The organism is Advenella mandrilli (assembly GCF_016595155.1).
GTDB classification, from domain to species: Bacteria; Pseudomonadota; Gammaproteobacteria; order Burkholderiales; family Burkholderiaceae_B; genus Advenella; species Advenella mandrilli.
In genome coordinates this window covers 24,472-50,119 of the sequence record NZ_JAENGP010000013.1, presented here as the reverse complement: position 1 = coordinate 50,119, position 25,648 = coordinate 24,472, and the positions used below count along the sequence as shown (strand labels likewise).

The following is a 25,648-nucleotide window of genomic DNA, read 5'->3' as shown; positions in this document are numbered from 1 at the left end:
GCATTCGCTTCTTCTTATTGCGCCAATTATTGGCGCTGGTGGCGTTTGTGTTCCGGGATTTTCAAGTAAAAGGCGCGTCCACGCATCCTTAACGTCAATCAAGCAGTAAATAAATTCCCGGTAACCTGTATGGCTAGGCCGGGTTTTTTATTTTTGCCCGGTCTAATTGAAAAAAAACGAGACCACTATGATGACTGAAATTGAATTTAACGCATTAGCAGCACAAGGCTACAACCGCATTCCGATTGTCAAGGAAACCTACGCGGACCTGGATACCACCCTGGGTATTTACCTCAAACTGGCCCATACCGGCAAAGAAGCGGGTCGCATGACTTGCCTGCTGGAATCGGTCGTGGGCGGTGAGCAGTTTGGGCGTTATTCATTTATTGGCCTGCCTGCCAAAACCGTTATCACGGCAAACGGACAGCACACCGACGTCATTACCGATGGCCTGGTGGTGGAATCCCATGAAGGAGACCCGCTGGAATTCATCAAGTCTTTCCAGCAGCGCTTCAAGGTGGCCACCCGCCCCGGCATTCCCCGTTTTGCCGGTGGCCTGGCCGGTTACTTCGGCTACGATACCGTCCGCAACATAGAACCCAGCCTGGGCCCTGCCGTCAAACCTTTCCCGCATGGACAGGAAGAAGGCATTCCTGACATCATGCTGATGCAGGTTGATGAGCTGGTCATTGTCGATAACGTGATCGGACGCACCTACCTGATGATTTATGCCGATCCGGCCGTCCCTGAAAGCTACAGCAAAGCCCAGAAGCGTCTTCTGAAACTGCGCGCCATGCTGCGTAAACCCATTGAAATCCCTTACAGTCTGCCCAGCATGGTCACCGAAGAAATCCGTGACTTCAAAAAACAGGACTACCTCAATGCGGTCCTCAAAGCCAAAGAACATATTGCTGCCGGTGACTTGATGCAGGTCCAGGTCGGCCAGGTCATTGCCAAGCCCTTCCGCGACTCCCCTCTATCCCTGTACCGTGCCCTGCGCTCACTAAACCCCTCTCCGTACATGTACTTCTGGAATTTTGGCGATTTCCACGTTGTGGGCTCCTCTCCAGAGACCCTGGTGCGCCAGGAGGTTTTTCTTGATGAAAACAAACAGGAACAGTCTTCTATTACCATCCGTCCGCTGGCCGGCACTCGCAAACGTGGTGAAACCCCTTCAGAAGATGCCGCACTGGCCGAAGAGCTGAAGGCCGACCCCAAGGAAATTGCCGAGCATGTCATGCTGATCGACCTGGCCCGCAACGATGTGGGACGTGTCGCACAAACCGGTACCGTTGAAGTATCCGACCAGATGAATATCGAACGCTACTCACACGTGATGCACCTGGTTTCCAATGTCAAGGGCACACTCAAGCCGGGCATGGGTGCCATTGATGTCTTGCGCGCCTCCTTTCCTGCCGGCACTCTGACCGGTGCACCAAAGGTCAAGGCCATGGAAATCATCGACGAACTCGAACCGGTACGCCGTGGTGTCTACGGTGGCGCTGCCGGCTACTTAAGCTACAACGGCACCATGGATGTAGCCATTGCAATTCGTACCGGCGTGATTAAAAACGGGATGCTTTACGTTCAGGCTGCGGCAGGCATTGTGGCCGACTCCGACCCCGAAAAAGAATGGCTCGAAACCGAAGCCAAGGCACGCGCTGTTTTACGTGCGGCCGAACAGGTTCAGTACGGCCTTGACCAACCCGTTTAACCGTACAAAAAAAGGATAACAACAATGTTACTGATGCTTGATAACTATGATTCCTTCACCTATAACCTGGTGCAGTATTTTGGCGAACTGGGTGAAGACGTTAAGGTCGTGCGCAATGACCAGATGACGGTTGAAGAAATTGCCGCCCTGAACCCCGACCTGATTTGTGTTTCACCCGGCCCCTGCTCGCCTGCCGAGGCGGGTATTTCAGTGGACCTGATCAAACACTTTGCCGGCAAAAAACCCATTCTAGGGGTTTGCCTGGGGCACCAGTCCATCGGTGCCGCCTTTGGTGGCCGTATTATCCGTGCTCAACAAATCATGCACGGCAAAACTTCTCCCATCACCCATGCTGGCACCGATGTTTTCAAGGGCCTGCCCTCTCCCTTCACGGTTACCCGCTATCACTCGCTGGCTATCGAACGCGCAACCCTGCCCGACTGCCTGACCATCACCGCCGAAACCGCAGACGGTGAAATCATGGGTGTCGCCCACAAAACCTTGCCCATTTACGGCGTGCAATTCCATCCCGAGTCGGTACTCAGCGAGCATGGGCACGCCCTGTTGCAAAACTTTCTGGATCTGGACAAAAAATGAAAATCACTTATACCGAAGCACTGACCCGCTGTATTGAACACCGCGAAATTTTCCATGACGAAATGTTGTACCTGATGCGCCAGTTAATGAATGGCGAAGTTCCCGACACAATTGCCAGTGCCCTGTTAATGGGCCTGCGGGTTAAAAAGGAAACTGTTGGTGAACTGACTGCCGCGGCAACTGTCATGCGCGAGTTTGCCACACCGGTCCACCTGGACAATACCAATGACCTGCTGGATATGTGCGGCACTGGTGGTGATGGCAGCAATACCTTCAACATTTCAACCACCGCCATGTTTGTTGCCGCAGCGGCAGGCGTGCAAATTGCCAAGCACGGCAATCGCAGCGCCTCATCCTCTTCTGGTAGCGCCGATGCCCTGGAAGCCATGGGTGCCAATATCGAGCTGCTGCCCGAACAGGTTCGCGAATGTATCGAAAACACCGGCATCGGTTTCATGTACGCGCCCCACCACCATGCCAGCATGAAAAATGTTGCTACAGTACGCAAGGCATTGGGCGTTCGTACCATGTTCAATATCCTGGGTCCCCTGACTAACCCTGCCAAGGCTGGCAACCAGCTGATGGGCGTCTTTCACCCCGATCTGGTGGGCATCCAGGTTCGTGTTTTGCAGCAACTGGGCGCCAATCATGTCCTGATCATCCACGGTCTTGATGGCATGGACGAAGCCTCTCTGGGCGCCGCCACCCTGGTTGGCGAACTGAAAGACGGCGTTGTGAGCGAATATAAAATCCACCCCGAAGATTTTGGCATGCAAATGGTTTCCAATCGCAGCCTGAAAGTAGCCAACCGGGAAGAGTCTCTGGAAAAAATGCGTGAGGCCCTGGATAACCATGAAGGCCCTGCCCGGGATATTGTTATCCTCAACGCCGGCCTGGCCATTTATACCGGCAACAAGGCCGACTCCATCAAGGATGGGATAAACCAGGCACGTGAATTGATTGCTTCCGGCGCGGCAAAGGCTAAAATGGAAGCATTCTGTGCATTCACAAGGAAATTCAACTCATGAGCGATATTTTAGCCAATATACTGGCCGTCAAAAAAGAAGAGGTTTCTTCCCAGAAGCAAATCCGCAGCGAAGCGGACTTGCTGCGCGAAGCCAAGGCCCGGCAGGATGTCCGTGGGTTTGCCAATGCCCTGCGCGAAAAAATCGATGCTGGCAAGGCAGCCGTCATTGCGGAAATCAAAAAAGCCTCACCGTCCAAAGGCATCATCCGGGAAAATTTCAACCCGCCAGACATCGCACGCAGTTATGCCGCCAACGGTGCGGCCTGCCTGTCTGTCTTAACCGATGTCCAGTTTTTCCAGGGCTCCAACGACTACCTGCGCCAGGCCCGGGCCGCTTGCCCGCTACCTGTATTGCGCAAGGATTTTATTATTGATCCCTACCAGATCATTCATGCCCGCGCCCTGGGTGCCGACTGCATTTTGCTGATTGTGTCTGCACTTTCCAAAGAACAACTCAGGGAATTTGAAAAACTGGCATTTGAACTGGGTATGGATGTGCTGGTTGAAGTCCATGATCGTGACGAACTGGAAATGGCCCTAGAGCTTAAAACCCCGCTCGTTGGCATCAACAACCGCAACCTGCGCACCTTTGAAACCTCATTGCAGAACACCCTGGATCTTTTACCACTCATTCCCGAAAACCGCACCGTCATTACTGAAAGCGGCATTCACTCACATGAAGACATTCAAAAAATGAAAGACCATCATGTGTATGGTTTTTTAATTGGTGAGGCCTTCATGCGCGAACCCGACCCGGGCCTGGCACTGGCTGATTTCATCCGGGAATAATCCAATGACTGACTCATGCGTATTGTGCAGGGCCAGCGATGAACCGCTCATTTGGCAAAATGAGCAGGTTCGCGTTATTGACGCCGCCGAGACGGACTACCCTTGCTATACCCGTGTTATCTGGCAACAACACGTCAAGGAAATGACCGACCTTTCCCCTGCCGAACAAATGCAACTCATGCGTTTTGTTTTTTGTGTGGAATCGGTTCAGCGACAGGTACTCAACCCGGATAAAATCAATCTGGCGCAGTTCGGCACCGTGGTGCCCCATTTGCACTGGCACATTATTCCCCGTGTCAGCCAAGACCGGCACTTTCCGGGCTCTACCTGGGGCAAGCCCCGCTTTAGCAGTAGCGATGCGCCCGACGAATGGCATAAATACCTAAACCAGATGAACCGTCTGAAACCGGCCTACCACCAAGCCCTGACCCTCGCATTGGCAACCATCTGAATGACTGTTTCAAACTGCTTTAACAGCTCACTGTCCGATCAGCTTATACGCTGCCATCCCCACTGGCAGGCGCTGTTTAACCAGCCATCGCTTAAACCGGTACTGGAAAACATCAACGCTTTCCTGCACCAACGCTTGCAGGCAGGGGCTATTATCTATCCGGCAGCACCATTAAAAATATTCGAGCGGCTTGGGCCTGAAGACACCCGGGTCGTCATCCTGGGCCAGGACCCCTACCATGGCCCAGGCCAGGCACAAGGGCTGGCTTTTTCCGTCCCGGACAAGCTAAGAACCCCGCCCAGCCTGCGCAATATCTTCAAGGAACTGGCCCGGGAATACAAGGGCATCAGACTGGAAGGAAATAACCTGGATTCCTGGGTCAGCCAGGGTGTCATGCTGCTTAATACCGTACTCACCGTTGAAAACGGCCAGCCTGCTTCCCATGCAAAACTGGGCTGGCACCGCATTACCGATGCCGTCATCAGCCATCTTGCCAACCAGGCACATTGCGTCTTCCTGTTATGGGGCGCCCATGCCCAAAGCAAGATCCCCCTGATTATGGCAGGCAATGGCAGCCACCTTATCCTGAAAAGCAACCACCCCTCTCCGTTATCGGCCAGCCGCCCCCCTGAACCCTTTCTTGGCAATGGCCATTTCCAGGCCTGTAATACGTGGCTTTCAGCTCATGAATTGCCCCCGGTCAACTGGTCGTTGAAACAAAATGGCACAAAACAAATACAACAACTTGCCTTAAATATCTGATTTAATGTTTTTTTAGCTTTACAAGTTAGTAAAAACCCTTTATTATTGTCTTCTTACTGCAAATTGATTGGCAATTTTTATTTCAGCAGTTAATTAGTTAATATCGTTAATTAATGGCTAATTGTTTATGTAGCCCATATGCCAATCATCATCGCTCCTACCTCCTGACCTACGCTGTTTAAATACATCCATTGGTTGATCCGGTCGGCTCGATGCTCCGATCAACAACTCGTCTGGCATTACCCCTTTCGTTTTCTGTTTGCTCACACATTCATACTTCGCATGAAGCGCGTTCTATCGTGTTCGTTCATGCCTGTGGTATTTGATGTTTCTGCGCAAAACAGACACATCCCCAGGCTTGTTACTTAACACTTTAAGGACACTTATGTCATTCGACACTCTTGGTTTATCGCCCATTCTTCTGGCTTCACTGAAAAAATCCGGTTATACCGAACCCACTTCAGTACAGTCCGCCTCTATTCCCCAGGCACTGGAAGGGCATGACCTGATTGTTTCTGCCCAAACCGGCAGTGGCAAAACCGCCGCATTCATGCTGCCCTCTCTTCACCGCATTGCCAACATGCCCGCCAACAAAGGCGCCGGCGTACAGGTACTGGTTCTGACCCCAACCCGTGAGCTGGCCCAGCAAGTAGCTGAAGCCACCAAAACCTATGGCGAAGGCATTCAGGACTTGCGTATTGCCACCGTTGTGGGTGGTATGCCCTATGGTGCCCAAATCAAGATGCTATCCCGTCGCGTAGACGTGCTGGTGGCCACACCGGGCCGTTTAATCGACCACTTGAATGCCAAGCGCGTTAACCTGTCACAGGTTCACACCCTGATTCTTGACGAAGCCGATCGCATGCTGGACATGGGCTTCATTGAAGACATCGAAAGTATCGTTGCAAAAACACCGGCCAACCGTCAAACCCTCATGTTCTCTGCGACCTTTGAAGGTTCGGTTGCCCGTCTGGCCGCTGATATGCTGAATGAGCCAAAACGCATTGATATTTCAAACCAGAAACAAAAACACACCAATATTACGCAAACCTTGCTGTACGCAGATGATGCATCACATAAAATGCGTCTGCTTGACCACCTGCTGCGTGACGCATCCGTTGACCAGGCGATTGTTTTCACTGCCACCAAACGCGGTGCAGACGCACTGGCTGACCGTCTTGACGAAGAAGGTTTCTCGGCATCAGCCCTGCATGGCGACATGAACCAGCGTCAGCGTACCCGTACCCTGACCCAGCTGCAACGTGGCCGTTTGCGTGTTCTGGTTGCCACCGACGTAGCCGCCCGTGGTATTGACGTACAGGGCATCAGCCACGCCATCAACTATGATCTGCCCATGCAGGCCGAAGACTACGTTCACCGTATTGGCCGTACCGGCCGTGCTGGCAGAAGCGGTCTGGCTTTCACGCTGGCAACCCATAGCGAAAAACACAAAATCCGTCGTATCGAACACTTCATCGGTCAAACCCTGAACGCTGAAACCATCGAAGGCCTTGAGCCCACCAAAACCGCAGAAAGCACACGCGGACGCAAAGGTGGTGGTAAAGGCGCCGGTGGCCGTAATGGTGGCGGAGAGCGCAGATTCAACAAAGCTAAAGACCAGTCCCGTTCAGGCTTTTCCATGAGAAAAGGCGATCAGGAAAGATCTTTTGACAAACCCCGCGCTGAATTTGGCGATCGTCCTGCCCGCGCAGAGCGTCCTTCATTTGGTGATCGTCCTGCCCGTGCAGAGCGCCCTTCTTTTAGTGACCGTCCTGCCCGCGCCGCCCAAGGCGATCGTCCTTCTTATGGCGACCGTCCTGCCCGTGGCGGCTTCGGTGGTGACCGCCCTTCTTTCGGTGATCGTCCTGCCAAGGCGGGTTTTGGTGACCGCCCCGCTCGCGGTGGCTTCGGTGGTGATCGCCCGGTAAAAGAAGGCCGTCCAGCATCACGTAGTAGCGACCGTCCGTTTAGCAAAGGCGGCAAAGAGTCTTTTTCTCAGGGCAAGAAAAAAACTACCGCTCGAAGCTGGGCGTAATCAATCCACTTGATTAAAGCTTAAACAAAAAGGGAATCGTTAATAACGATTCCCTTTTTTTATTTATGTAATACTATTTCCGCCTTCCTTGGCTTTATCTTTAACAAAATTATCGCCCTCGAAATAGATCTATTTATTACGTTAATACCCCATTTCCCTCATTACCACGCTCACTGCGTGAGAATGCATACTTGACATCCTCCCCGCCCTAAAGGGCGGCGATTCCTACGGCGCTCAAACAAAAACTGCTTGAGTCGCTTCGGCGGGTTCCTGCTTCATCGAGCGGCCTGACTGCGCCAACTCTCCACAGGCTAACAAGCGGTATCCCCGCTCTAACACATTGATCGCGCCAACGACATCGGCGTGATTTTCGTAGCCGCAATCGACACACAAGAATTTCGCTTGTGTTTGCCGATTGCCTTTCGATACATGACCGCAGCACGGGCAAGTGCGACTGGTATCGTGTGGCGGCACGGCCAACAGTATGCCGCCATTCCACGACACCTTGTAGTCCAGTTGCCGCCTGAACTCGCCCCAGCCCTGATCAAGAATGGCACGGTTCAGACCGGACTTCTGCTTCACCCTCTTGCCGTGCTGTTCGTTGCTGCCCCTGGAAGACCTGGACATATTCCGTACCTGCAAATCCTCAATGCATACGAGCGCGTGGTTTTGGCTGATCGTCATGGTGGCTTTGTGCAGGAAGTCTTTCCGGGCATGAGCGATGCTGGTGTGAATCTTCTGAACGTTGGCTTTCGCCTTTTTCCAGTTGTTGCTGAATTTGACCTTGCGGCTCATGCGGCGCTGGTAACGAGCCAGGCGCTGCTGATGCTGCTTGAAGCTGTTGAGCGGCGCGATATAGTTTTCGTCGCTCATGGTGGCGAACCGGGCAATGCCGACATCAATGCCAATGGCGCTTGTCGCGGTTGGCAAAGGTGGCTCTATTTCCCGTTCGGTTTGAATCGACACGAACCATTTGCCGCCCGACTGGCTCACGGTGGCGTTGCGCACCTCGCCCAGCACCTCGCGGCTGTTGCGATAGCGCAGCCAACCGAGTTTGGGCAAGAAAATGCGGCTGTTGTCCTGATCGAGATTGATCTGTTTCGGCTCGGGGTAGCGAAAGCGGTCGCCGCTACCTTTTCGCTTGAAACGCGGGAAGTTGGCGCGTTTGGCAAAAGAGTTCTTGTAGGCTTTTTCCAAGTCCTTCAAGGCATGTTGCAATGCCTGTGACGGCGCATCCTTGAGCCATTCTTGGCCGGTCTCGCGTTTCCAGATTGGGAGGTTGGCCGCCATCGGCACATAGCCAATGAACTTGTTGCCGGCCTCGCGGTTCTCTTTTTGCATCGCCAGCGCCTTGTTATAGACGAACCGGCACGAACCAGCGAAACGGCGCATGGCGCGCTGCTGTTCGCCGTTTGGCATCAATTCAAATTTAAAGGCTTGAAGTCGTTGCATGAATCAATCATACTCTGCTCTATGAGCGATGACAACAACGGGAAGGACGGCTTCGCCGTCCGCGCTTACATCCCCGCCCTGAACCACGGGGTTTTACGCGCAAATCCGATAAACGTCACCCCTGAACAACCACCTTTTCATCAAGCAATTTCCTGATACGCTGAGTATCCACCCCCCAGTCCTGCAACACCTCTCTAGTATGCTGTCCCGCTGCGGGTGATGGCGTGTGAATGGAAAACTCAAAACCACTCATTTTGAACGGACTACCCAGTTGCCGTACGGTTACTCCCTTCTCATTGCTTGACTCAATAATCATGCCACGCTCTTTAAAGTGCTCATCACAGGCTGTTTCATTCAAATTTAAAACAGGCGTGACACAGCAATCACTGCCGTCCAGTTTGGCGCTCCACCAGGCGAAGTCGTGGGCGGCAATCAAACGGCCCAGCTCTTGCCTGGCATAATCACTTTTTTCCGGTTCGAGCGTACCATGCAGTGGTTTCAAGTCTTCCCGTTCAATCAGCTCACAAAACTCATCCCAGAATTTTTTCTCGAAAGCACCAACGGCAATATAACGATGATCTGCCGTTTCATAAAAGCCGTAATAGGCTTCCGCCCCCGTTAACTTGGTGATGCCGGCTGGGGTAGCCTGACCGAATTCATTGAGTGCCGCCATCGGCAAACCGGCATAAGCCAGTATCCCATCGGAAAAGGAAATATCCACCAAGCGGCCCTTGCCAGTGCGTTGCGCATCAAACAGGGCAGCCAGTATGCCAATAGTGGCGGTAGACGCTCCACCCAGCAAATCAGCCAAAGGCAAGTTGGACAGTGCCGGTTTGCCTGCACCATTACCTACCTGATCGGCAACGCCTGCCCGGGCAATATAATTAATGTCATGACCGGCAGCCTGGCTGTATGGGCCGGTTTGCCCATAACCAGTCATACTGCAATACACAATAGCCGGGTTACGCTGCTTTACCGTTTCATAGCCAACGCCCAGGCGCTCCATTACACCCGGCCTGAAGCCTTCTATCAGCACATCGGCTTTTTCACACAAGTCCAGAAACAAGGCCTTGCCTTCTTCTTTTTTAAGATCAAGCTGCAAGCCCCGTTTATTCCGGTTTACCTGGGAGCGCAAAGCCGCCCATGCATAATCACCGGCACCGGTATCTTCCACCTTAACCACCTCGGCGCCCATATCAGCCAGATGCATGGCACAAGCCGGGCCCGGTAGCAAACGGGTTAAATCCAGCACCCTGACCCCTTGCAGTGGTGCGCCTGAAACCTGAGTCATGCCTTTTCTCCTAATGGGTTGTTTTGTTCTGCCTGTAGTTTACGCCACATGATTTTGCCGGTATTGGATTTTGGCAATTCATCAACAAACTCAACCAATCTGGGGGTTTTGTAAACCGCCATATTTTCCCTGGCCCAGGCAATCAGTTCCTGCGCAGACAGCTTGCCTTCATATTCCGGTTTCAGAACCACCAGCGCTTTGACCGTCTCACCCTTAACGCTATCCTGAATACCAACAATACATACCTCATGAATGGCCGGGTGGTCATAAAACGTATTTTCAACTTCACTGGGCCAGACTTTATAACCCGATACGTTAATCATCCGTTTAAGGCGGTCACACATGAAAAAATAACCGTCTTCATCAATCCGTGCCAGGTCACCGGTACGAAAGAATATCCGGCCATCACGTTCAAGGAAAGACTCCTTGTTGGCCGGTTCATTTTGCCAGTAGCCTTTCATGACCTGCGGCCCACTGGTAATGAGTTCGCCCACTTCGCCCTGCGGTAACTCCTGCAAGGTGGCCGGATCAACAATACGGGAATCCACCCCCTGGGTTGGAATACCCAGGCACTGCCGCTTGCTGTTTTCAACCGGATTACAATGCAGGAAAGAAGCAGTTTCCGTCATGCCATAACCCTCGTTATAAACAATGCCAAACCGTTCTTTAAGCATGGCGGCAATGGCTTCCGGCATGGCTGCCCCCCCCCCTGACAAGAGGGCCAGGCTGGATAAGTCACGCTGCAGGGCATCGGCTTGCGAAAAACAATCCAACACCATCGCGGGCGGTGCCGTCCAGACCGAAACCCGATGTTTTTCCATGAGTTTCAATGCCAGACCGGCATTCCAGCGCGGCATCATAATCAGTGTGGCGCCCAGCATAATGGGCATATTCATGCCATTTTGCATGCCTAGCATATGAAACATGGGCGCGACGGAAAGCATGACCGATTCGGCATGCAAATGACGCCAGATGGCTGAATTCACCAATGACCCCAATAAGGTAGCATGGGTATGAATACACCCTTTGGGTTTGCCGGTTGTTCCTGATGTATAAGGCAGTACGCAAAAATCATCGGGGCCGGTTTGTACCGGTTCAGCCACCAAACCGGCATTCAGAGCATCTGAAAACAAAACCATGCCATCAGTGAGTGCAAAGTCACTGCCATGCTTCACAAAATCAGGCAAGTCAGGGTCGTCAAGATCTTCTACAAAATCACGATAAGCATGCACCATGACGTGCTGCAATCCACCTTCCTGATTGCTTTGCATGCAAGGGGCCAACTGCTTTAGCAGTTCCTGGGCAACAAAGGCACAGCGAGCTCCACTATCAGACATATAGTACTGGATTTCAGAAGTGGTACACATAGCATTAACGGGTACAATCACTGCCCCCAGCTGCAAGACGGCATAATATGCAATCACAAACTGCGGACAGTTCTGGCTCATCAACAGGACACGGTCGCCTTTGCCCAGCTGCATTTTCTGTTGCAAAAACCCGGCCATCGCATCGGTGTATTGCTTCAGTTCACGGTAAGTGATCCGCCTGCCGCAATAAACAATTGCGGTTTTTTCCGGGTATCGCAAAGCAGCGGTTTCAAGATAATGGGGAAGCGTTACATGCGGTACAGTCCCCGTGGCCGGTACCCCTTTAGGCCAGAACTTATTCTTGATTGGGCTCATTACGTTATTGTCTCCTGATGAATCTGCCATTTACCAACATATTCCGGGTTAATCCATCCGGATACCGGTTTCCTTTGCAACTTTGCCATATTCGGCCAAATCCTCTTTAACGATTTTGGCGTATTCAGCGGCAGAATTACCCACAGGAATCAGGCCCATATCGGTTAAACGGTCATGAATTTTTGGCATTTTCATGACTTTCTGGATTTTTTCGCTTAGCTGGTTCACAATCGGCTCTGGCGTACCTGCCGGCACAAAGAACCCAAACCAGCCATTGGCATTGAAGCCATCCATACCCATTTCACTAAATGTCCTGGCCTCTGGCAAAGAGGTTAACCGTTTTGAACCGGTCACACCCAGAATCTTGAATTTGTCAGACTGAAGATGTGGGCTAATCGCCGTGATATCAATAAAGGCCGATGTCAGCTCACCACTTAACATGGCGGTCACTTCAGGACCTGAACCCCGGTAAGGAATATGCATCAGATCAATACCGTTAATCACTTTGAACTGTTCACCATGCAAATGGGAAGAGGTGCCATTGCCGTAAGAACCGTAAGAATACTTACCCGGATTTTTCTTCACGTGTTCAATAAACTCTTCCATCGTATTAACCGGAAGCTCACTTTTCACCACAAATACATCAGAGGACAGCGCTACTTGTGACACCGGTGTCAAATCACTGACCTCATAGGGCAATTTTTTATACAACCAGGGCGCCTGGACCAGTGCCGTAATGCCCAGCAATACGCTATAGCCATCAGGGTCTGCCCTCGCAACCGACTGATTCCCAATCGTGCCGCTGGCCCCTGGTTTGTTTTCAACCCATACGGTTGCGCCAAGCTCTGTGGCCAGTTCGTGCGAAATCATGCGGGCGATGGTGTCGGTTCCCCCACCCGGCGGGTATGGAACGACGATACGAATGGATTTATCGGGATAATTGCCCGTACTTGCCTGCACATTTGCCGTCAGCAGGGCACTCATGCCCACCGCTGCCGCACACAACATGGATACTGCCGTACGTCTTGTTACCTTCTTCATTTTAGTCTCCTGTAAAAATTCAGAATGTTGCTACTATTTTGCAAACCGGCACCGCAACTGTTTATGATTTAATAAGCGGAACCGGCCATTGGTCATGTTAGCGTTTAAAAAAATTAACGGGGTGTCATGCGAATGGCACCGTCAAGCCGGATCGTTTCACCATTAAGCATGGCGTTTTCCAGCATCTGCACCGCCAATGAGGCGTATTCTGACGGAAAGCCCAAACGCGCCGGATGTGGCACCGATGCGCCCAACGCCGATTTCACATGCTCTGGCAGTTTTGATAACAACGGTGTATCAAACAAACCGGGGGCAATCGTATTAACACGGATCTGGCGTTGCGCCAGATCCCGTGCCGCCACCAGTGTCATGCCCACAACGCCGGCTTTTGCCGAAGAATAGGGAATCTGGCCAATTTGCCCTTCATAGGCCGCCACCGAAGCCGTTAACACGCAAGCGCCACGCTCACCATCCAACGGTTCATTTTTAGCCATGGCCGCTGCGGCCAGACGCAATGAGTTAAAAGTACCAATCACATTAACGCGGATAATGGATTCAAATTTTGCCAGATCGCCTGGCTCACCGTCTTTTTCAACCACCCGAATGGGGGCACCGTATCCGGCACAATGCACCAGTGCCCGCAAAGGAGCCAATGAAACCGCTTTCTCAATGACCGCTTTCATTTGTTCCGGCTCGCAAACATCCGCCTTGACAAAGTAGGCCCCCGCCCCCAACTGCTGCGCCACTTCCTGCCCCTTGTCATTCAGGTCGGCGATGACCACCTGCACGCCTTTAGCGAGCAGTTTTTCTACGGTAGCCAGGCCCAGGCCTGATGCGCCACCCGTTACTACTGCCGACATATTTTCCTGCAACTGCATAAGTATCTCCTGCCTTATTCTATTTTCAATTAGTTTAATCTTTCAATAATGGTGGTATTTGCCATGCCACCTGCCTCGCACATGGTTTGCAAGCCATAGCGTTGATTATTATCTTCAAGCGCATGCAACATGGTAGTCATTAAGCGCACCCCTGAAGCCCCCAAAGGATGCCCCAGCGCTATCGCCCCGCCTCTTGGATTCAGTTTCGCCTCATCAAGCTGAAACTCGCGTTGCCAGGCCAAAGGCACACTGGCAAAGGCTTCATTCACCTCAATATGATCAATATCTGCCGGCTTCAGGCCGCTTTTATCAATGGCCTTGCGGCTGGAACTGATGGGTGCGGTTAGCATTAACAAGGGGTCATCACCCCGCACATCAAACGCCACGAAACGGGCACGGGGTTTCAGGCCCAGTTTTTCAGCCATGGTCCGGCTCATGATAAGCATGGCTGCTGCCCCATCACTAATTTGCGAGGCATTACCTGCCGTGACATGCCAGCCAATTTGCGGAAACCGTTGCGAGATGGCTTCATTTTCAAAGGGAGATTTCAGTTCGGCCAATTTGCTGGCCTGCGTACCGGGGCGGATGGTTTCATCTTGATCCACCACGCCATTAACGGTATTGATGGGTAAAATTTCACGTTTGAATAAGCCAGTTTCCCGGGCCTGATGCGCCCGTTCATGAGAGCGGGCACTGTATTCATCCAGCTCTTGCCGGGAAATATCCCATTTTGCCGCCACCAATTCAGCCGATACGCCCTGTGACACCAGACCTGGCTCATAACGCTTCAGGAATTCTTCACCGTAAGGGTTTTGATCTAACCGGGACACCCCCATAGGCACATGACTCATGGACTCGATACCGCAGGCAATCACGATATCGTAAGCTCCCGCCATAATGCCCTGGGCCGCAAAATGCACGGCCTGTTGGCTTGAGCCACACTTGCGGTCAATCGTGGTGGAAGGAACATGTTCGGGAAAGCCTGCTGCCAGCCATGCCACACGACCCGGTGTGCCGGACTGCGCCCCTACCTGGCTGACGCAACCGGTAATCACATCATCTACCATGGCCGGATCCAGCTTGTTACGCTCAACCAGGCCCTTTAACAATTGCGCCAATAAATCGGTGGGATGCATTTGGGTAAAGGCACCACCGGTCTTGGAACGGCCAATCGGGCTTCTGATGGCATCAACGATTACGGCTTCTTCCATTTTATCTCCTTAAAATGAAACTTATGTCTCATTATTTAAATAATTTAATTGATATTTTGATATTAATGTATCATAATTTTATTAAATCGCAAATAATTTAATTTATAAAGAGAATAAACAATGTCTACTTCAGAAACCCCAGATGAAAGCAAACTGGTCAGTGCGCTTGCCAGGGGCATTAATATCCTCAACTGTTTTTCGCCCGTTCAATATGAGCTCAGTGCCAAAGAAATCGGTGAAAAAACAGGCCTGCCCAAACCTACCCTGTTCCGGCTGCTGGATACCTTAAGTGAGTACGGTTTAATCCGCTACTCTGACCGCCTGTCCAAATTTGTGCCCGGTGCCGGTTTGTTAAACCTGTCAGCGCCCGTCTTGCAACGCATGACCATCCGCCAGATTGCCCGCCCCCTCATGCAGGAACTGGCCAACCACATTTCAGGCCAGGTGCAACTGGTCATGGGCAGCAAAAGCAAAATGTGTTACGTAGAAATCGCACAAGGTGCCAATAGCAAAATATATCGGCCGGAAGTGGGTGTACGCATGTCCATTTCAAAAACATCCACTGGCCGTGCCTATATCAATTCCATCCCGCCAGAGTTCCGCGAGCGCTACCTGACAGACCTTGAAAAAAAATATCCAGGCCAACGGGCATGGTTTGAAGAGCGCCTGCAAGACGCCGCCAATGACCTTGAAAAACTGGGTTTCTGCCGTGGGCATCGTGATTTCCATCGTGAAATTGATGCCATTGCCGTGCCCCTGAGAAAACCCATCGACAACGAATACTGGATGTTTGCCGCTTCGGTGCCGGTTTACAGCGAAGAAAGCAAACATATTGACGAAGATATCGCCCCCAGGCTGATTACCCTGGTAAGAACCGTTGAATCATCATTGGGCAATCCCAATTACAGTATCTGAACCCATTCCTTCCATTTTTACAAAAGAGAGAGAGACAAATGAGAACCGTATTCCGGGACGACCACGAACACTTCCGCACCCAGGTGCAACGCTTTATAGAAAGGGAAATCAGCCCTTTTCATGCGCAATGGGAAAAAGACGGGATTGTGCCCAAATCAGTTTGGGCCAAAGCGGGCCAGGAAGGCTTGCTTAACTGCATGCTGCCCGAACCCTATGGCGGTGGCGGTGATTTTGGCCACTCTGCCGTACTGATTGAAGAAATGGGCAAGGTCAATGCCACTGGCCCGGGCTTTAACCTGCACTCGGAAATTGTCGCCCCCTATATTTTCCGCTACGGTACGCCAGAACAAAAAGACCGCTGGCTGCCAGCCATGGCCAGTGGCAACATCATTGGCGCGATTGCCATGACCGAACCCGGCACCGGCAGCGACCTGAAAGCGGTCAGGACCACAGCCCAACGCGAGGGCGACCATTATATTATTAACGGCCAGAAAACCTTCATTACCAACGGCCTGAATGCCGACCTGGTGATTGTGGTTTGCAAAACCGACCCCGATCTGGGCGCCAAAGGCATTTCCCTAATCTGCGTTGATGCCAACACCCCTGGCTTCAGCAAAGGCCGGAAACTGGAAAAAATAGGCCTGCATGCCCAGGATACCTCCGAGCTGTTTTTTGATAATGTCAAAGTGCCGGTCAGCAACCGCCTGGGTGAAGAAAATGCCGGTTTCAGCTACCTGATGCACGAACTGGCCCAGGAACGCCTGGTGATTGCCGTGCGTGCAGCAGCCTCCATTGAATCGTTTCTGGAAAAAACCATTGCCTATACCCGTGATCGCAAAACCTTCGGGCAAAGCGTGTTTGACTACCAGAACACCCGTTTCAAACTGGCCGAAGCCAAGGCCCAAAGCACCATGCTGCGGATTTTTGTAGACCACTGCATCGCACTGCACCTGGACAAGGCCCTGTCTCCGGCCCAAGCCGCCATGGCCAAGCTGAATGCCACCGACATGCAAGGACGCCTGCTGGACATGTTCCTGCAAATGCACGGCGGCTATGGTTATATGTCAGAGTACGGCATTGGCCAGGCCTGGATCGATGCCCGCATCGGGCGGATTTATGGCGGCAGCGATGAGATCATGAAAGAGATTATTGCCCGAACGCTGTAAGCATTGTCGACAAGACGCGTTTTGTGCAACAGCCGTTCTTGAGCAGTCGGCTGTTGGTGACCTTAGAATAAATTCCCCTCTGTGGAGGGGAATTTTTCTGCTTCGTGGAAACAGTTGTATGCCTTCCCACGCGGAGCATGAAACGAGCAAACGATTAACAAATAATACAAGCTTAAATTATTTCACCGCTTCATCCTGCTCCAGCAAATGCTCATACTCTTCATCGGTCAGCAACTTCATGAACGCAACCAGGGCATCTACCTTGCGATCGCTTAACACATTGGCCCGCAAATCCTTCAAATTCACGGTTTCAGGCACCTCGGCCTCACCCCAGACTTGCCCCGTTTCAGGATTAACACTGCGTTCTGGATTATTGAACTTGTCATAAAACAGCACCACCGTACGCAAATCCTTAAACACCCCGTTATGCATATACGGGCCGGTAATGGCAATATTACGCAAGGTAGGCACCTTGAACTTGCCCTTCATGGCCTCATCGCTTACCAGCGGGTTCTCCAGCAAACCATGATCGGCAAAATCCTGTGCCAGCTTATTCAAAGCCACCACATCTTCATTACGGGGCACCCCAATATTGTGATACTCGTAATTGCTGAAGGTTTCAAAAGGCGCATCTTCGGCACGCAGCTTATGGCACACTGAACAATTCACATTCTGGTTGGAAAAAAACAGGGTACGGCCCAGGTCTTCCAGCACCGTCAACTCATACTCGCCCCGCAGGTATTTATCATATTTTGAATTGAAAGGCGCAAACTGGCTGGTACGCTCAAAGGCCGCTAGTGACTGCATCATGGCCTCGTAGGCGGTTTCCTCGCTATCCCAGACCTGTTCCCCATAAACGCGACGGAAATTATCAAGATAGTATTGATTGTTTTTAAGCCGCTCAATAATACTGCCCACACTGGGCATATTCATTTCCACCGGATTCAGCGGTGGCTGCCCTGATTGTGCCGCCAGATCGTTGGCACGGCCATCCAGAAACTGCCCGCCCACATACTGCCCGGTTTTCTGGTTGAAATGAAAATCGGGCGCATACTTGGCATACATGGCAGTGGGCGTATTGCGATTGCCAAAAGAGGTGCCATCATCACCCAACGATACCATGCCCTTGCCGGCATTGCTTCTGCCATCGCTAAATGCCCGGGCCGGATCATGGCAAGTGGCACAGCTCTGAGTCCGGTTTTTTGACAGGTTCACATCAAAAAACAGCAGGCGGCCCAGGGCGATTTTTTCCTCTTCAGGATTATGGCCTGCCGGCGCCGGTAATTGTGCCAGCACCCGGTTTTGCCACAGCGGCACCGTGGCGGCTGCCGCCCCCATCAGAAGTCCGGCGATCAATAACAGTTTTCTTTTTTGCATGATAATTCAATAAACGATAACAGGAAACAAAAGGCGCATACAGCAGTTGCGGTATCGTGCGATAGTCATTCATTTGCTGCGCCTGAAAACCAAACCGGTCACTACGCTGCGCCTTGCCCGAAGGCATTAAAGAGACAAACAGCCAGTCCCACACCGCCAGATAGCCGCCATAATTGAAACGGGCATAACGGCTATAGTGATGCACCTGGTGTTGGGCCGGAGAAATAAACACACGTTCCAGCCAGGCCGGATAGCCCAGAAACACATGGGAGTGCCGTAAATTGCTGCCCAGCAAAGAAAAAACAAAAATAAAACCATTACTACCCATGATGGTCATCAGGCTTAAACGAGGCCCGAACAGCGTCATGAACAAACCGGTCACCACACCAGCACTGAGCGCGTAACGCAAGCCAAACAGGAAATTTTCTACCGGGTGCACCCGGTAAAAGGTAAGCGGATTCAGCACCGGTGCACTATGATGTACTTTGTGAAACTGCCATAACCATTTATTGGTATGCAGCCAACGATGCAGCCAGTAACGGGAGAAGTCACTGGCCACAAACAGGCAGGCGGTATAAAGCAAAGCCAGTGATTCATAAGAAAGATGCCAATCCGGCCGCAACAGCCAGGGGGAAGCCAGCTGGAATGTCCATAAGGCAATACTTTTGGCCGACAACAGCAAAGGGGCCAGCATAAACACCTTGATAAACCAGCTGACAAAAAAATAGCGGTAATCAAGCAAGGCACTGGGATGCAGCCAATACTGCCGGATGGCAAAGCCCTGTTGCCGTATCACCCTGAAACCGGTAAACAACAGCGCAATCAATGCCGAAGAAAGCAGGTAAAGCCAGAACAGGCGCTGCCCCGATTCAAGCACATAATCCCATGGCATGCTCAGTCTCCGTCGGCTTCCAGGATTTTACCCACTATGGGCAGGGCACTAAGCAGGCTGACATAATAGTGCCTGTACAGCTGCCCGGCACTATCATAGAGCGGGCGGGTTAAATCGGGCTGGAAGGCAAACGCCTGCTGCCCAAGCTGGCCAATCTGTTGCATGATCTGCTCAAGTGTCAAATTGATGGCTTCTGCCAGTTCATTGGCCTGGTACATTTTGATGACGTCTGCCAGGTTGGCATAATCCTGCTGCCCCATCATGGCCTGATGCACTTCAAACACCGCCTTAATAGCAGCCAGGCTGTGCCCGCTTAAGGCATACTCGCTGCGTTTGGCATTGGGCTGGTCTTTATATTTCCGGCTTAAACCGGCCGGATCAGCAATGCGCCATTCCTTGCCGGCAAAGATACTGTTGGACAGGGCATGGGTATACAAGGCCAGCGCCTTTTCAGGGTCGGCCAGCAAAGCCTCGCGCTGGTCGGTGTATACCGTGGCAATATCCTGCAAATGCCCGCAAATGCTGTCAGCCATTACCGCCGCAAACGACAGTTCACGGGCAGACAGTTGCGTATCGGCGTACAACACGGCCTCAAGGGCATTGACCGTTTTGAATGAATTCTTGAACAATGCTTTGGCTGGCGGGCTGGAAGAAGCCAGCTGGCGTTGCATAATGGCGCTTAAGTCTTCATTGCTGTTATGAAACACATCAATGAAACGGGGCGTATCCAGATAGTCATGGTCCAGTTCACCCGCCATATAGCTGGCTTCCACCTTTTTCCAGGACAGCAGCAATTGTTTGAAAACGGTATCAAGTGCCTCGGCAGCTGCACCGTCTTTTGTTTCATTTAATTTAACTTTAAAATTATTGCATGCCTGCACACTATTGTTGGCATTGTGCACGATCACCCTGTCATACACGGAAGCCACCGGTCCGGAAATATCCGGGGCTGCAAAGGCAAGATTTGTGCAGAACAAGGTAAGCACGGCGGCGACTTTTTTCATAAAGATTCCAGAAATTGGATAAGTTGTTCCCGTTCTGTGGCATTAAGCTGCATAAATGCCTGACGTGATGCCGCAGCCTCTGCGTCATGCCACAAAATGGCCTCAAGATGGTTGGCGGCACGGCCATCATGCAAAAAACGCCAGCCCTGGCGGACTTTTTCGGCGCTCCCCCATAAAGGTGCGGTACGCCATTCATTGGGTTGTGCATCAAACTCGGGGCGGGCATCGGCCAGCGCAGGCCCCAGGTCGTGCAATAAAAAATCACTGTAAGGGTAAATGGTTTGCCCCTTTTGTGTTTTAAAAGAGGGGCGATGGCATTGGACACAGCCAACGGCCTGAAACAGCGCCTTGCCCGCAGCCAGCGCTTGCGGCAAAACATCACTTCTTCGTTTGGGCGAGCCGTTCAGGTGGTTGACATAAAAGCTGATGGCTTCCAGCCGGTGCATGGGCAAATCAAGGGTTTCCCCCCTTGCCGACGGCCTGCCCGCCGGTGCCTGCAAACAGGCGGCCTGGGTACTGCCACACAATTCTTCAGGAAAATAAGGGTTGGTTAAACCCATATCATGGGCAGCGGCATCGGCCGTTTGCATCATGACACTGGCCTGGCTTGCCTTATGGCCAAAGCGCCCCAGTTTGAAGGCTTGCAGCAAAGGGTCATACACCCAGTTGGCTTTGCCCGAAATACCATCCCGGTTCTGGTCATTGGGGTCGGCACCGGCCAGAATGGCCTGTTCGGGTATTTGCTCTATCAAGCCGGTACCGTTAAGCATGGGGGCCAGCCGCAAACTTAAACGGGTATCGGGGCTTAAAGGCCCGTAATTCAAGCGTTTCAGATAAGGTACCGGCCAGCTTAAACCAACTTCCGTGCCGTCGGGGAAAACCACGGTTTTCACCTGCATGTCCAGCCCGGGCGTGGCTTCATATAAAACACCACTGACCCCGTTAATGGCAATTTGAGAACCGTAAACCGGATCGGGTACCGTAATGGTGGTTTTATCGCGCAGCGCATGTTTTTGCGGTTGCGACAGCTTGACCACCAAGGCTCTGCTTTGCTCATGCTTGTCATTCAGCAGATGCCCAGCCACCTTGGCCTGGTGGCAACTGGCACAGGTATTACTGTTAAACAAGGGGCCAAGCCCGTCACGGGCGGTGGTGGCACTGGGTGCGGCTACCCAGGGAACAGTAAAAAAAGAACGGCCAATAAGCAGCCTGTCCTGTTCTTCTTCACTGGATAGTTCCGCCTGTGTGGCTGAAACCGCGGTGGCCATGCCAGACAAGGCCCCAGCATGACTGCCACCGGCCAAAACGCAAGCCATTAACAACACCAGCCCCTTTATCTGCACAGCCACAACCCGTTCCTTATCAATCAATACACGTTAAATTTGGGTTTCTTCAGCATCAGTGACATCTTCTTCACTTAACTTGATATCAAAAGCCGATGCCACCGGAACCATCTGGTCACCCAGTTTACGCATGTCGTTTTTCATGGAAACGATGTTTTTTGACTCTTCTTTATGCTCGGGCATAATCTGGTAATCAAAATGCATGCTGGTTTTTGCCAGGGTATCCATTTTCTCAAGACGCTGTTCTATCTTGCCCATTAAATTGTCAATGGTTTGTTTTTCTGCCTGGCCCAGGGCATCATAGGGCGCAGGGCCAATTTTTTTGCCATTAAGCTGCCCCAGCAATACGTCTTTGAAACCCTCATAGTTGCGTACGATATCCCGATGGGTATTATCAGAAAAGCAGGAATGCTCGTCTTCTTCGCTGGGTGTTAACACGGCCACGGCAATGCGCTCGTTAGCCAGTTCTGATTTGATGAATACCCCCATACCTGCCAGCACCTGGAGCAGGGCGGTTTCAGCGGGAATGTTTTTATCGGCATTATTACCACTTAGCGCTGACAGGAAAGCGGCACGGTATAAACCTTTATGGCCATCCACTTTGTTATCCCATGCTTCGGCTACCGTTTTGACATCTGCCAATAACTTGTTGGTGGCTGCCTGCAGGTAAGCCAGACGGCGTTTGGCGAACGGGTCGCTGGTGAAATCGCTTAACGGGCGCTGCCCTGCCGTTTTGGCACCCTTGGTAATTTTGTCTTCAAGGAAATTGTTGTAATCCTGGTCTTGGCCCCACAACAAAAACTCAATAGCGTGATAGCCGGATGCCACATTGGCCTCTCCGCCATTTTCATTAAGCTCGGTAATGGCTTCAACGGTGATTTCAGTCACATCCACCTCTGCGGCTTCTTCGCCGCCCGGTGTGAATTTACCAATAGTATCAATGATATTGCCGCTGGTACGCTTGTTATCGGCATCAAGCGTGTAATCAATCATGTGCTCGTCAAGGGGCCAGGCATTGATTTGGCCTTCAAGCGCCCCATAGGCTTCTGCCACCCAACCTTCTTCTGCATCAATCGGACCTTCGGACAGGCGGAAGATTTCTGTCAGGCCGTAACTTTCACGTGACTGCAGCCATGCCGCCTTGGCTGCGTCCAGCGTAGCCTGGTTTGGCTGGCTGGCAAAAGCATTGATGGCCGTTTGCAGCGTCTCAAGATCTTTCACGCTGTTGGCATAAAACTGATGGGCCTGCCCCGCATAGGTTTTCAGGACATCTTGAATGGCGATTTTTTGCTGTGCCTGGACTTGCGCTGCCGCTTTGGTTTGTGCCAGGGCAGGTATGGATACGCTAACGGCAGCCATGGAAAAAGCGACCAGGACACTGAGGGAAATTTTGGTAAAAGTATGGCTTCTCATGTAGAAAATCTCTATTAAAATAACACCGTTGATCAATTATCGCAAATGATAATGATTATTATTATAGGTTTTAATTGGGAATATAAATCTTATCGACATAAGTAGCTTTGCGAAAAATCAAAAAATACAATATCGCCCTTCAAACACGCAATTACAACGCTGCCATGGAATGCGCTTTGTTGCATCATGTTTTATATACAATAGTGTCAGCTTATTTTATTGATTCCACCATCATGTCCCATATCCCACGCAAGAACCATTTTCCTGACATTGACCCCATCTCTCTTGAGCACAGTACCCATACGGCTACCCATTTAAAACAGCTGATTGGCCAACAGGGCAGCATTCCGTTCCAGGTGTGGATGCATGAAGCCCTGTATGCACCAGGCCTGGGTTATTACGCCAGTGGCAATACCAAGCTGGGCAATTACCAGAATCAGGCCATAACACAAGGACTACCAGGTGATTTCACAACCGCCCCCGAATTAAGCCCCTGGTTTGCCCGTACGTTAAGCAGGCAAATAAAGCAAGTGCTGCAGGCAAGCGGCACCACCGCCATTCTTGAATTTGGCGCAGGTACGGGCAAGCTGGCTTATGATATTTTATCCACGCTCAATAACCCTGCTATCAAATATTTCATACTTGAATTATCTGCCGATTTGAAAAGCCGACAACAGGAAAAACTGGCTGATTTTAACGGCCAGGTGCAATGGCTTGATGCCCTGCCCAAACACTTTGAGGGCTGCGTGATTGCCAATGAGGTACTGGATGCCATGCCCGTCAACCTGTTTGAATGGCAGGAAGACGGCTCCCTGGCGGAAAAACATGTCTCCCTGAACGAGGCAGGGGAATTTACCTGGTTTAAACAGCCTGCGAACGCGGCAATGGCAGAAAAAATCACTGCCCGCATGCCGGTTTTTCCTGCTTATGCTTCTGAAGTAAACCTGCAGGCAGAGGCCTGGATTAATGAAATGGGGAACTGGCTAAAGAAAGGTGTGGCCATTCTGATTGACTACGGTTTTCCGCAAAAGGAATACTATCACCCACAACGCAGCCAGGGTACTTTGATGTGCCACTTGCGCCATCACGCCCACGACAACGCCTTAATTTATCCCGGTATTCAGGACATTACCGCCCACGTTGATTTTACGGCCATGGCCGATGCCGCCCTGGATAGCGGCCTTGAAGTGCTGGGCTATACCTCCCAGGCCAATTTCCTGCTTAATTGCGGTTTAATGGACCTGCTGGCAGCACTGGACCCGCAAGACGTGGCACGCTATGCCAAAGAAATTGCCCCGGTACAAAAACTGGTTTCCGAGGCGGAAATGGGGGAACTGTTCAAGGTATTGGCGATCGGCTTTGATATTGGCGAAGATTTGCTTGGTTTCACCCGAGCCGACCGTCGCCATACGCTTTAAGATTGAATTAAATACTCATAAACCGATTCAACACGGACCTTTCTGACCGCCTCTTTTATTTGAGCCGCTTGCCCTGCGTATTCCCTCGCAATGGCACCGGCATCAATATCTTTTGCCCGCTCCAGGCAAATACGCCAGAAAGCAACGGGAACGTCACCATGCTGTATGGCTGCGGTATCCGGCAAGGGAAAACCGGTTTTGCCGGCACATGCCGCGGCCTGTATCAAATCCATAAAACGTTCTGGTTTGCGCAGGCCATCGCAACGCTCAATAAGCCCAACGATATCATCCGCCTTTTGCAAATCATGTTCATTTTCCTGCGCCTGCCATGCTTGCAGCCCCAGCAAAATCAGTGGCAACAAACGGGCATAATCAAGGCAATCATTAGGTACGCGCAAATGTTTGCCCAGTGCTTGCACTTCCGGAGAGCCCAGGCACACCAGCGCAAAACGTGATGGCAATGGTAAGCCCCATGCCTGGGCGGCATCGGTCAAGGCAGCTATCTGCGGATTCCAGACCAATTGCGGCATGACGCGCGGCAACGCATTGACATCAGCCAGCATAGCAAACATCCGGGACGGTTTTTCATACATCATGCCACGGGAAATTTCTTTCCAGACCCGTTCGGGCACCAGGGCATCTACTTCGCCATTATCAACCATCTGACGGCATAGCTGGCGGGTTTCTTCTGCCAGGCTGAACCGGGTGAACCGGGCCGCAAAACGGGCCACCCGCAAAATCCTGACCGGGTCTTCGATAAATGCATCACCGACATGGCGGAACAGCTGTGCCTGCAAATCCGCCTGTCCGTTTAAAGGGTCAATAATATGGCCTTCCCTGTCTTGCGCCATGGCATTGATGGTTAAATCACGCCGTTTCAAGTCGTCTTCCAGGCGGACATCCTTGCCGGTATAAAACGTGAATCCCTGGTAACCGCGCCCTGATTTTCTTTCGGTACGGGCCAATGCGTATTCTTCTTTGGTGTGAGGGTGCAGAAACACCGGGAAATCACCACCCACGGGAATAAACCCGCGTGCGCTCATGTCTTCGGGGCTGGCCCCCACCACCACCCAATCTTTATCACCTTCGGGCAGGCCCAGCAAGCGGTCACGGACCGCACCGCCCACAATATAAACATCCAGGCCTTCCAGGCTATTGTTTTTTTTACTTCTCACTTAAACCAGCTCCCA

22 protein-coding genes are annotated in these 25,648 nt (G+C 51.8%); 10 read left to right on the top strand and 12 right to left on the bottom strand.

Annotated elements, in window-relative coordinates; genetic code table 11:
* Positions 1-190 precede the first annotated feature (190 nt).
* The 7 genes from JHL22_RS11695 to JHL22_RS11665 all read left to right on the top strand — a co-directional run bounded on the left by JHL22_RS11695 (position 191) and on the right by JHL22_RS11665 (position 7,375).
* Complete coding sequence (locus JHL22_RS11695) at positions 191-1,714, top strand: anthranilate synthase component I family protein (protein WP_200237845.1); 1,524 nt, start codon at positions 191-193, stop codon at positions 1,712-1,714.
* 24 nt (positions 1,715-1,738) lie between these two features.
* Complete coding sequence (locus JHL22_RS11690) at positions 1,739-2,311, top strand: anthranilate synthase component II (RefSeq protein ID WP_200237605.1); 573 nt, start codon at positions 1,739-1,741, stop codon at positions 2,309-2,311.
* The gene (trpD, locus tag JHL22_RS11685; protein WP_200237603.1) at positions 2,308-3,339 is read left to right on the top strand and encodes an anthranilate phosphoribosyltransferase; all 1,032 of its coding nucleotides are present in this window, start codon (positions 2,308-2,310) and stop codon (positions 3,337-3,339) included. Before JHL22_RS11690 ends, trpD begins: the two co-directional genes overlap by 4 nt.
* Entirely contained in the window at positions 3,336-4,127 is a 792-nt protein-coding gene (gene trpC, locus JHL22_RS11680; protein ID WP_200237600.1) for an indole-3-glycerol phosphate synthase TrpC, read from the top strand. The genes trpD and trpC overlap by 4 nt, the downstream gene beginning before the upstream one ends.
* Before the next feature lie 4 nt (positions 4,128-4,131).
* Positions 4,132-4,578, top strand: a complete 447-nt coding sequence (locus JHL22_RS11675) for an HIT family protein (RefSeq protein WP_200237598.1) — start codon at positions 4,132-4,134, stop codon at positions 4,576-4,578.
* Positions 4,579-5,340 (top strand): uracil-DNA glycosylase, encoded by a 762-nt coding sequence (locus JHL22_RS11670; protein ID WP_200237596.1) that lies wholly within the window; start codon positions 4,579-4,581, stop codon positions 5,338-5,340.
* 385 nt (positions 5,341-5,725) lie between these two features.
* Positions 5,726-7,375 carry a DEAD/DEAH box helicase gene (locus JHL22_RS11665; protein WP_200237593.1) on the top strand — a complete coding sequence of 550 codons (1,650 nt, stop codon included), beginning with the start codon at positions 5,726-5,728 and terminating at the stop codon, positions 7,373-7,375.
* Positions 7,376-7,609: 234 nt separating this feature from the next.
* Here JHL22_RS11665 and JHL22_RS11660 read toward each other — a convergent pair whose 3' ends face one another.
* The 6 genes from JHL22_RS11660 to JHL22_RS11635 all read right to left on the bottom strand — a co-directional run bounded on the left by JHL22_RS11660 (position 7,610) and on the right by JHL22_RS11635 (position 14,930).
* On the bottom strand, positions 7,610-8,827 hold the full coding sequence (locus tag JHL22_RS11660) for an RNA-guided endonuclease InsQ/TnpB family protein (RefSeq protein WP_200237591.1): 1,218 nt from the start codon (positions 8,825-8,827) through the stop codon (positions 7,610-7,612).
* Positions 8,828-8,942: 115 nt separating this feature from the next.
* Positions 8,943-10,118, bottom strand: a complete 1,176-nt coding sequence (locus JHL22_RS11655; protein ID WP_200237588.1) for a CaiB/BaiF CoA transferase family protein — start codon at positions 10,116-10,118, stop codon at positions 8,943-8,945.
* A complete protein-coding gene (locus JHL22_RS11650) occupies positions 10,115-11,830 on the bottom strand; it encodes a long-chain-fatty-acid--CoA ligase (RefSeq protein ID WP_234041258.1) in 1,716 nt (571 codons plus the stop codon). The genes JHL22_RS11655 and JHL22_RS11650 overlap by 4 nt, the downstream gene beginning before the upstream one ends.
* Before the next feature lie 18 nt (positions 11,831-11,848).
* Positions 11,849-12,841, bottom strand: a complete 993-nt coding sequence (locus tag JHL22_RS11645) for a Bug family tripartite tricarboxylate transporter substrate binding protein (RefSeq protein WP_200237586.1) — start codon at positions 12,839-12,841, stop codon at positions 11,849-11,851.
* A gap of 113 nt (positions 12,842-12,954) precedes the next feature.
* Positions 12,955-13,719 carry an SDR family NAD(P)-dependent oxidoreductase gene (locus JHL22_RS11640; RefSeq protein ID WP_200237583.1) on the bottom strand — a complete coding sequence of 255 codons (765 nt, stop codon included), beginning with the start codon at positions 13,717-13,719 and terminating at the stop codon, positions 12,955-12,957.
* A 29-nt stretch (positions 13,720-13,748) separates the two neighbouring features.
* Positions 13,749-14,930, bottom strand: coding sequence for a thiolase family protein (locus JHL22_RS11635; RefSeq protein ID WP_200237580.1), 1,182 nt, complete (start codon positions 14,928-14,930; stop codon positions 13,749-13,751).
* 120 nt (positions 14,931-15,050) lie between these two features.
* Here JHL22_RS11635 and JHL22_RS11630 point away from each other — a divergent pair, with 120 nt between their 5' ends.
* Both JHL22_RS11630 and JHL22_RS11625 read left to right on the top strand, forming a co-directional pair.
* Positions 15,051-15,845 carry an IclR family transcriptional regulator gene (locus JHL22_RS11630; protein WP_200237578.1) on the top strand — a complete coding sequence of 265 codons (795 nt, stop codon included), beginning with the start codon at positions 15,051-15,053 and terminating at the stop codon, positions 15,843-15,845.
* Between the two features lie 38 nt (positions 15,846-15,883).
* The gene (locus JHL22_RS11625; protein WP_200237575.1) at positions 15,884-17,011 is read left to right on the top strand and encodes an acyl-CoA dehydrogenase family protein; all 1,128 of its coding nucleotides are present in this window, start codon (positions 15,884-15,886) and stop codon (positions 17,009-17,011) included.
* Positions 17,012-17,188: 177 nt separating this feature from the next.
* Here JHL22_RS11625 and JHL22_RS11620 read toward each other — a convergent pair whose 3' ends face one another.
* Genes JHL22_RS11620 through JHL22_RS11600 form a run of 5 tightly spaced genes read right to left on the bottom strand, consistent with a single transcriptional unit; the run spans position 17,189 to position 23,040 of the window.
* Entirely contained in the window at positions 17,189-18,388 is a 1,200-nt protein-coding gene (locus JHL22_RS11620; RefSeq protein WP_234041257.1) for a cytochrome-c peroxidase, read from the bottom strand.
* Positions 18,273-19,280: a sterol desaturase family protein gene (locus JHL22_RS11615; protein WP_200237573.1), complete on the bottom strand. Its 1,008-nt coding sequence runs from the start codon at positions 19,278-19,280 to the stop codon at positions 18,273-18,275. The genes JHL22_RS11620 and JHL22_RS11615 overlap by 116 nt, the downstream gene beginning before the upstream one ends.
* A 2-nt stretch (positions 19,281-19,282) precedes the next feature.
* Positions 19,283-20,284 carry an imelysin family protein gene (locus JHL22_RS11610; RefSeq protein ID WP_200237570.1) on the bottom strand — a complete coding sequence of 334 codons (1,002 nt, stop codon included), beginning with the start codon at positions 20,282-20,284 and terminating at the stop codon, positions 19,283-19,285.
* Complete coding sequence (locus JHL22_RS11605; RefSeq protein ID WP_200237568.1) at positions 20,281-21,633, bottom strand: di-heme oxidoreductase family protein; 1,353 nt, start codon at positions 21,631-21,633, stop codon at positions 20,281-20,283. Before JHL22_RS11605 ends, JHL22_RS11610 begins: the two co-directional genes overlap by 4 nt.
* Positions 21,634-21,660: 27 nt before the next feature.
* On the bottom strand, positions 21,661-23,040 hold the full coding sequence (locus JHL22_RS11600; protein ID WP_234041256.1) for an imelysin family protein: 1,380 nt from the start codon (positions 23,038-23,040) through the stop codon (positions 21,661-21,663).
* 233 nt (positions 23,041-23,273) lie between these two features.
* Here JHL22_RS11600 and JHL22_RS11595 point away from each other — a divergent pair, with 233 nt between their 5' ends.
* A complete protein-coding gene (locus JHL22_RS11595; RefSeq protein ID WP_200237565.1) occupies positions 23,274-24,458 on the top strand; it encodes a class I SAM-dependent methyltransferase in 1,185 nt (394 codons plus the stop codon).
* On the opposite strand, the gene JHL22_RS11590 is transcribed toward JHL22_RS11595, so the two are convergent.
* On the bottom strand, positions 24,455-25,633 hold the full coding sequence (locus JHL22_RS11590; RefSeq protein WP_200237563.1) for a tRNA nucleotidyltransferase/poly(A) polymerase-related protein: 1,179 nt from the start codon (positions 25,631-25,633) through the stop codon (positions 24,455-24,457). The genes JHL22_RS11595 and JHL22_RS11590 overlap by 4 nt on opposite strands.
* Positions 25,634-25,648: the final 15 nt, after the last annotated feature.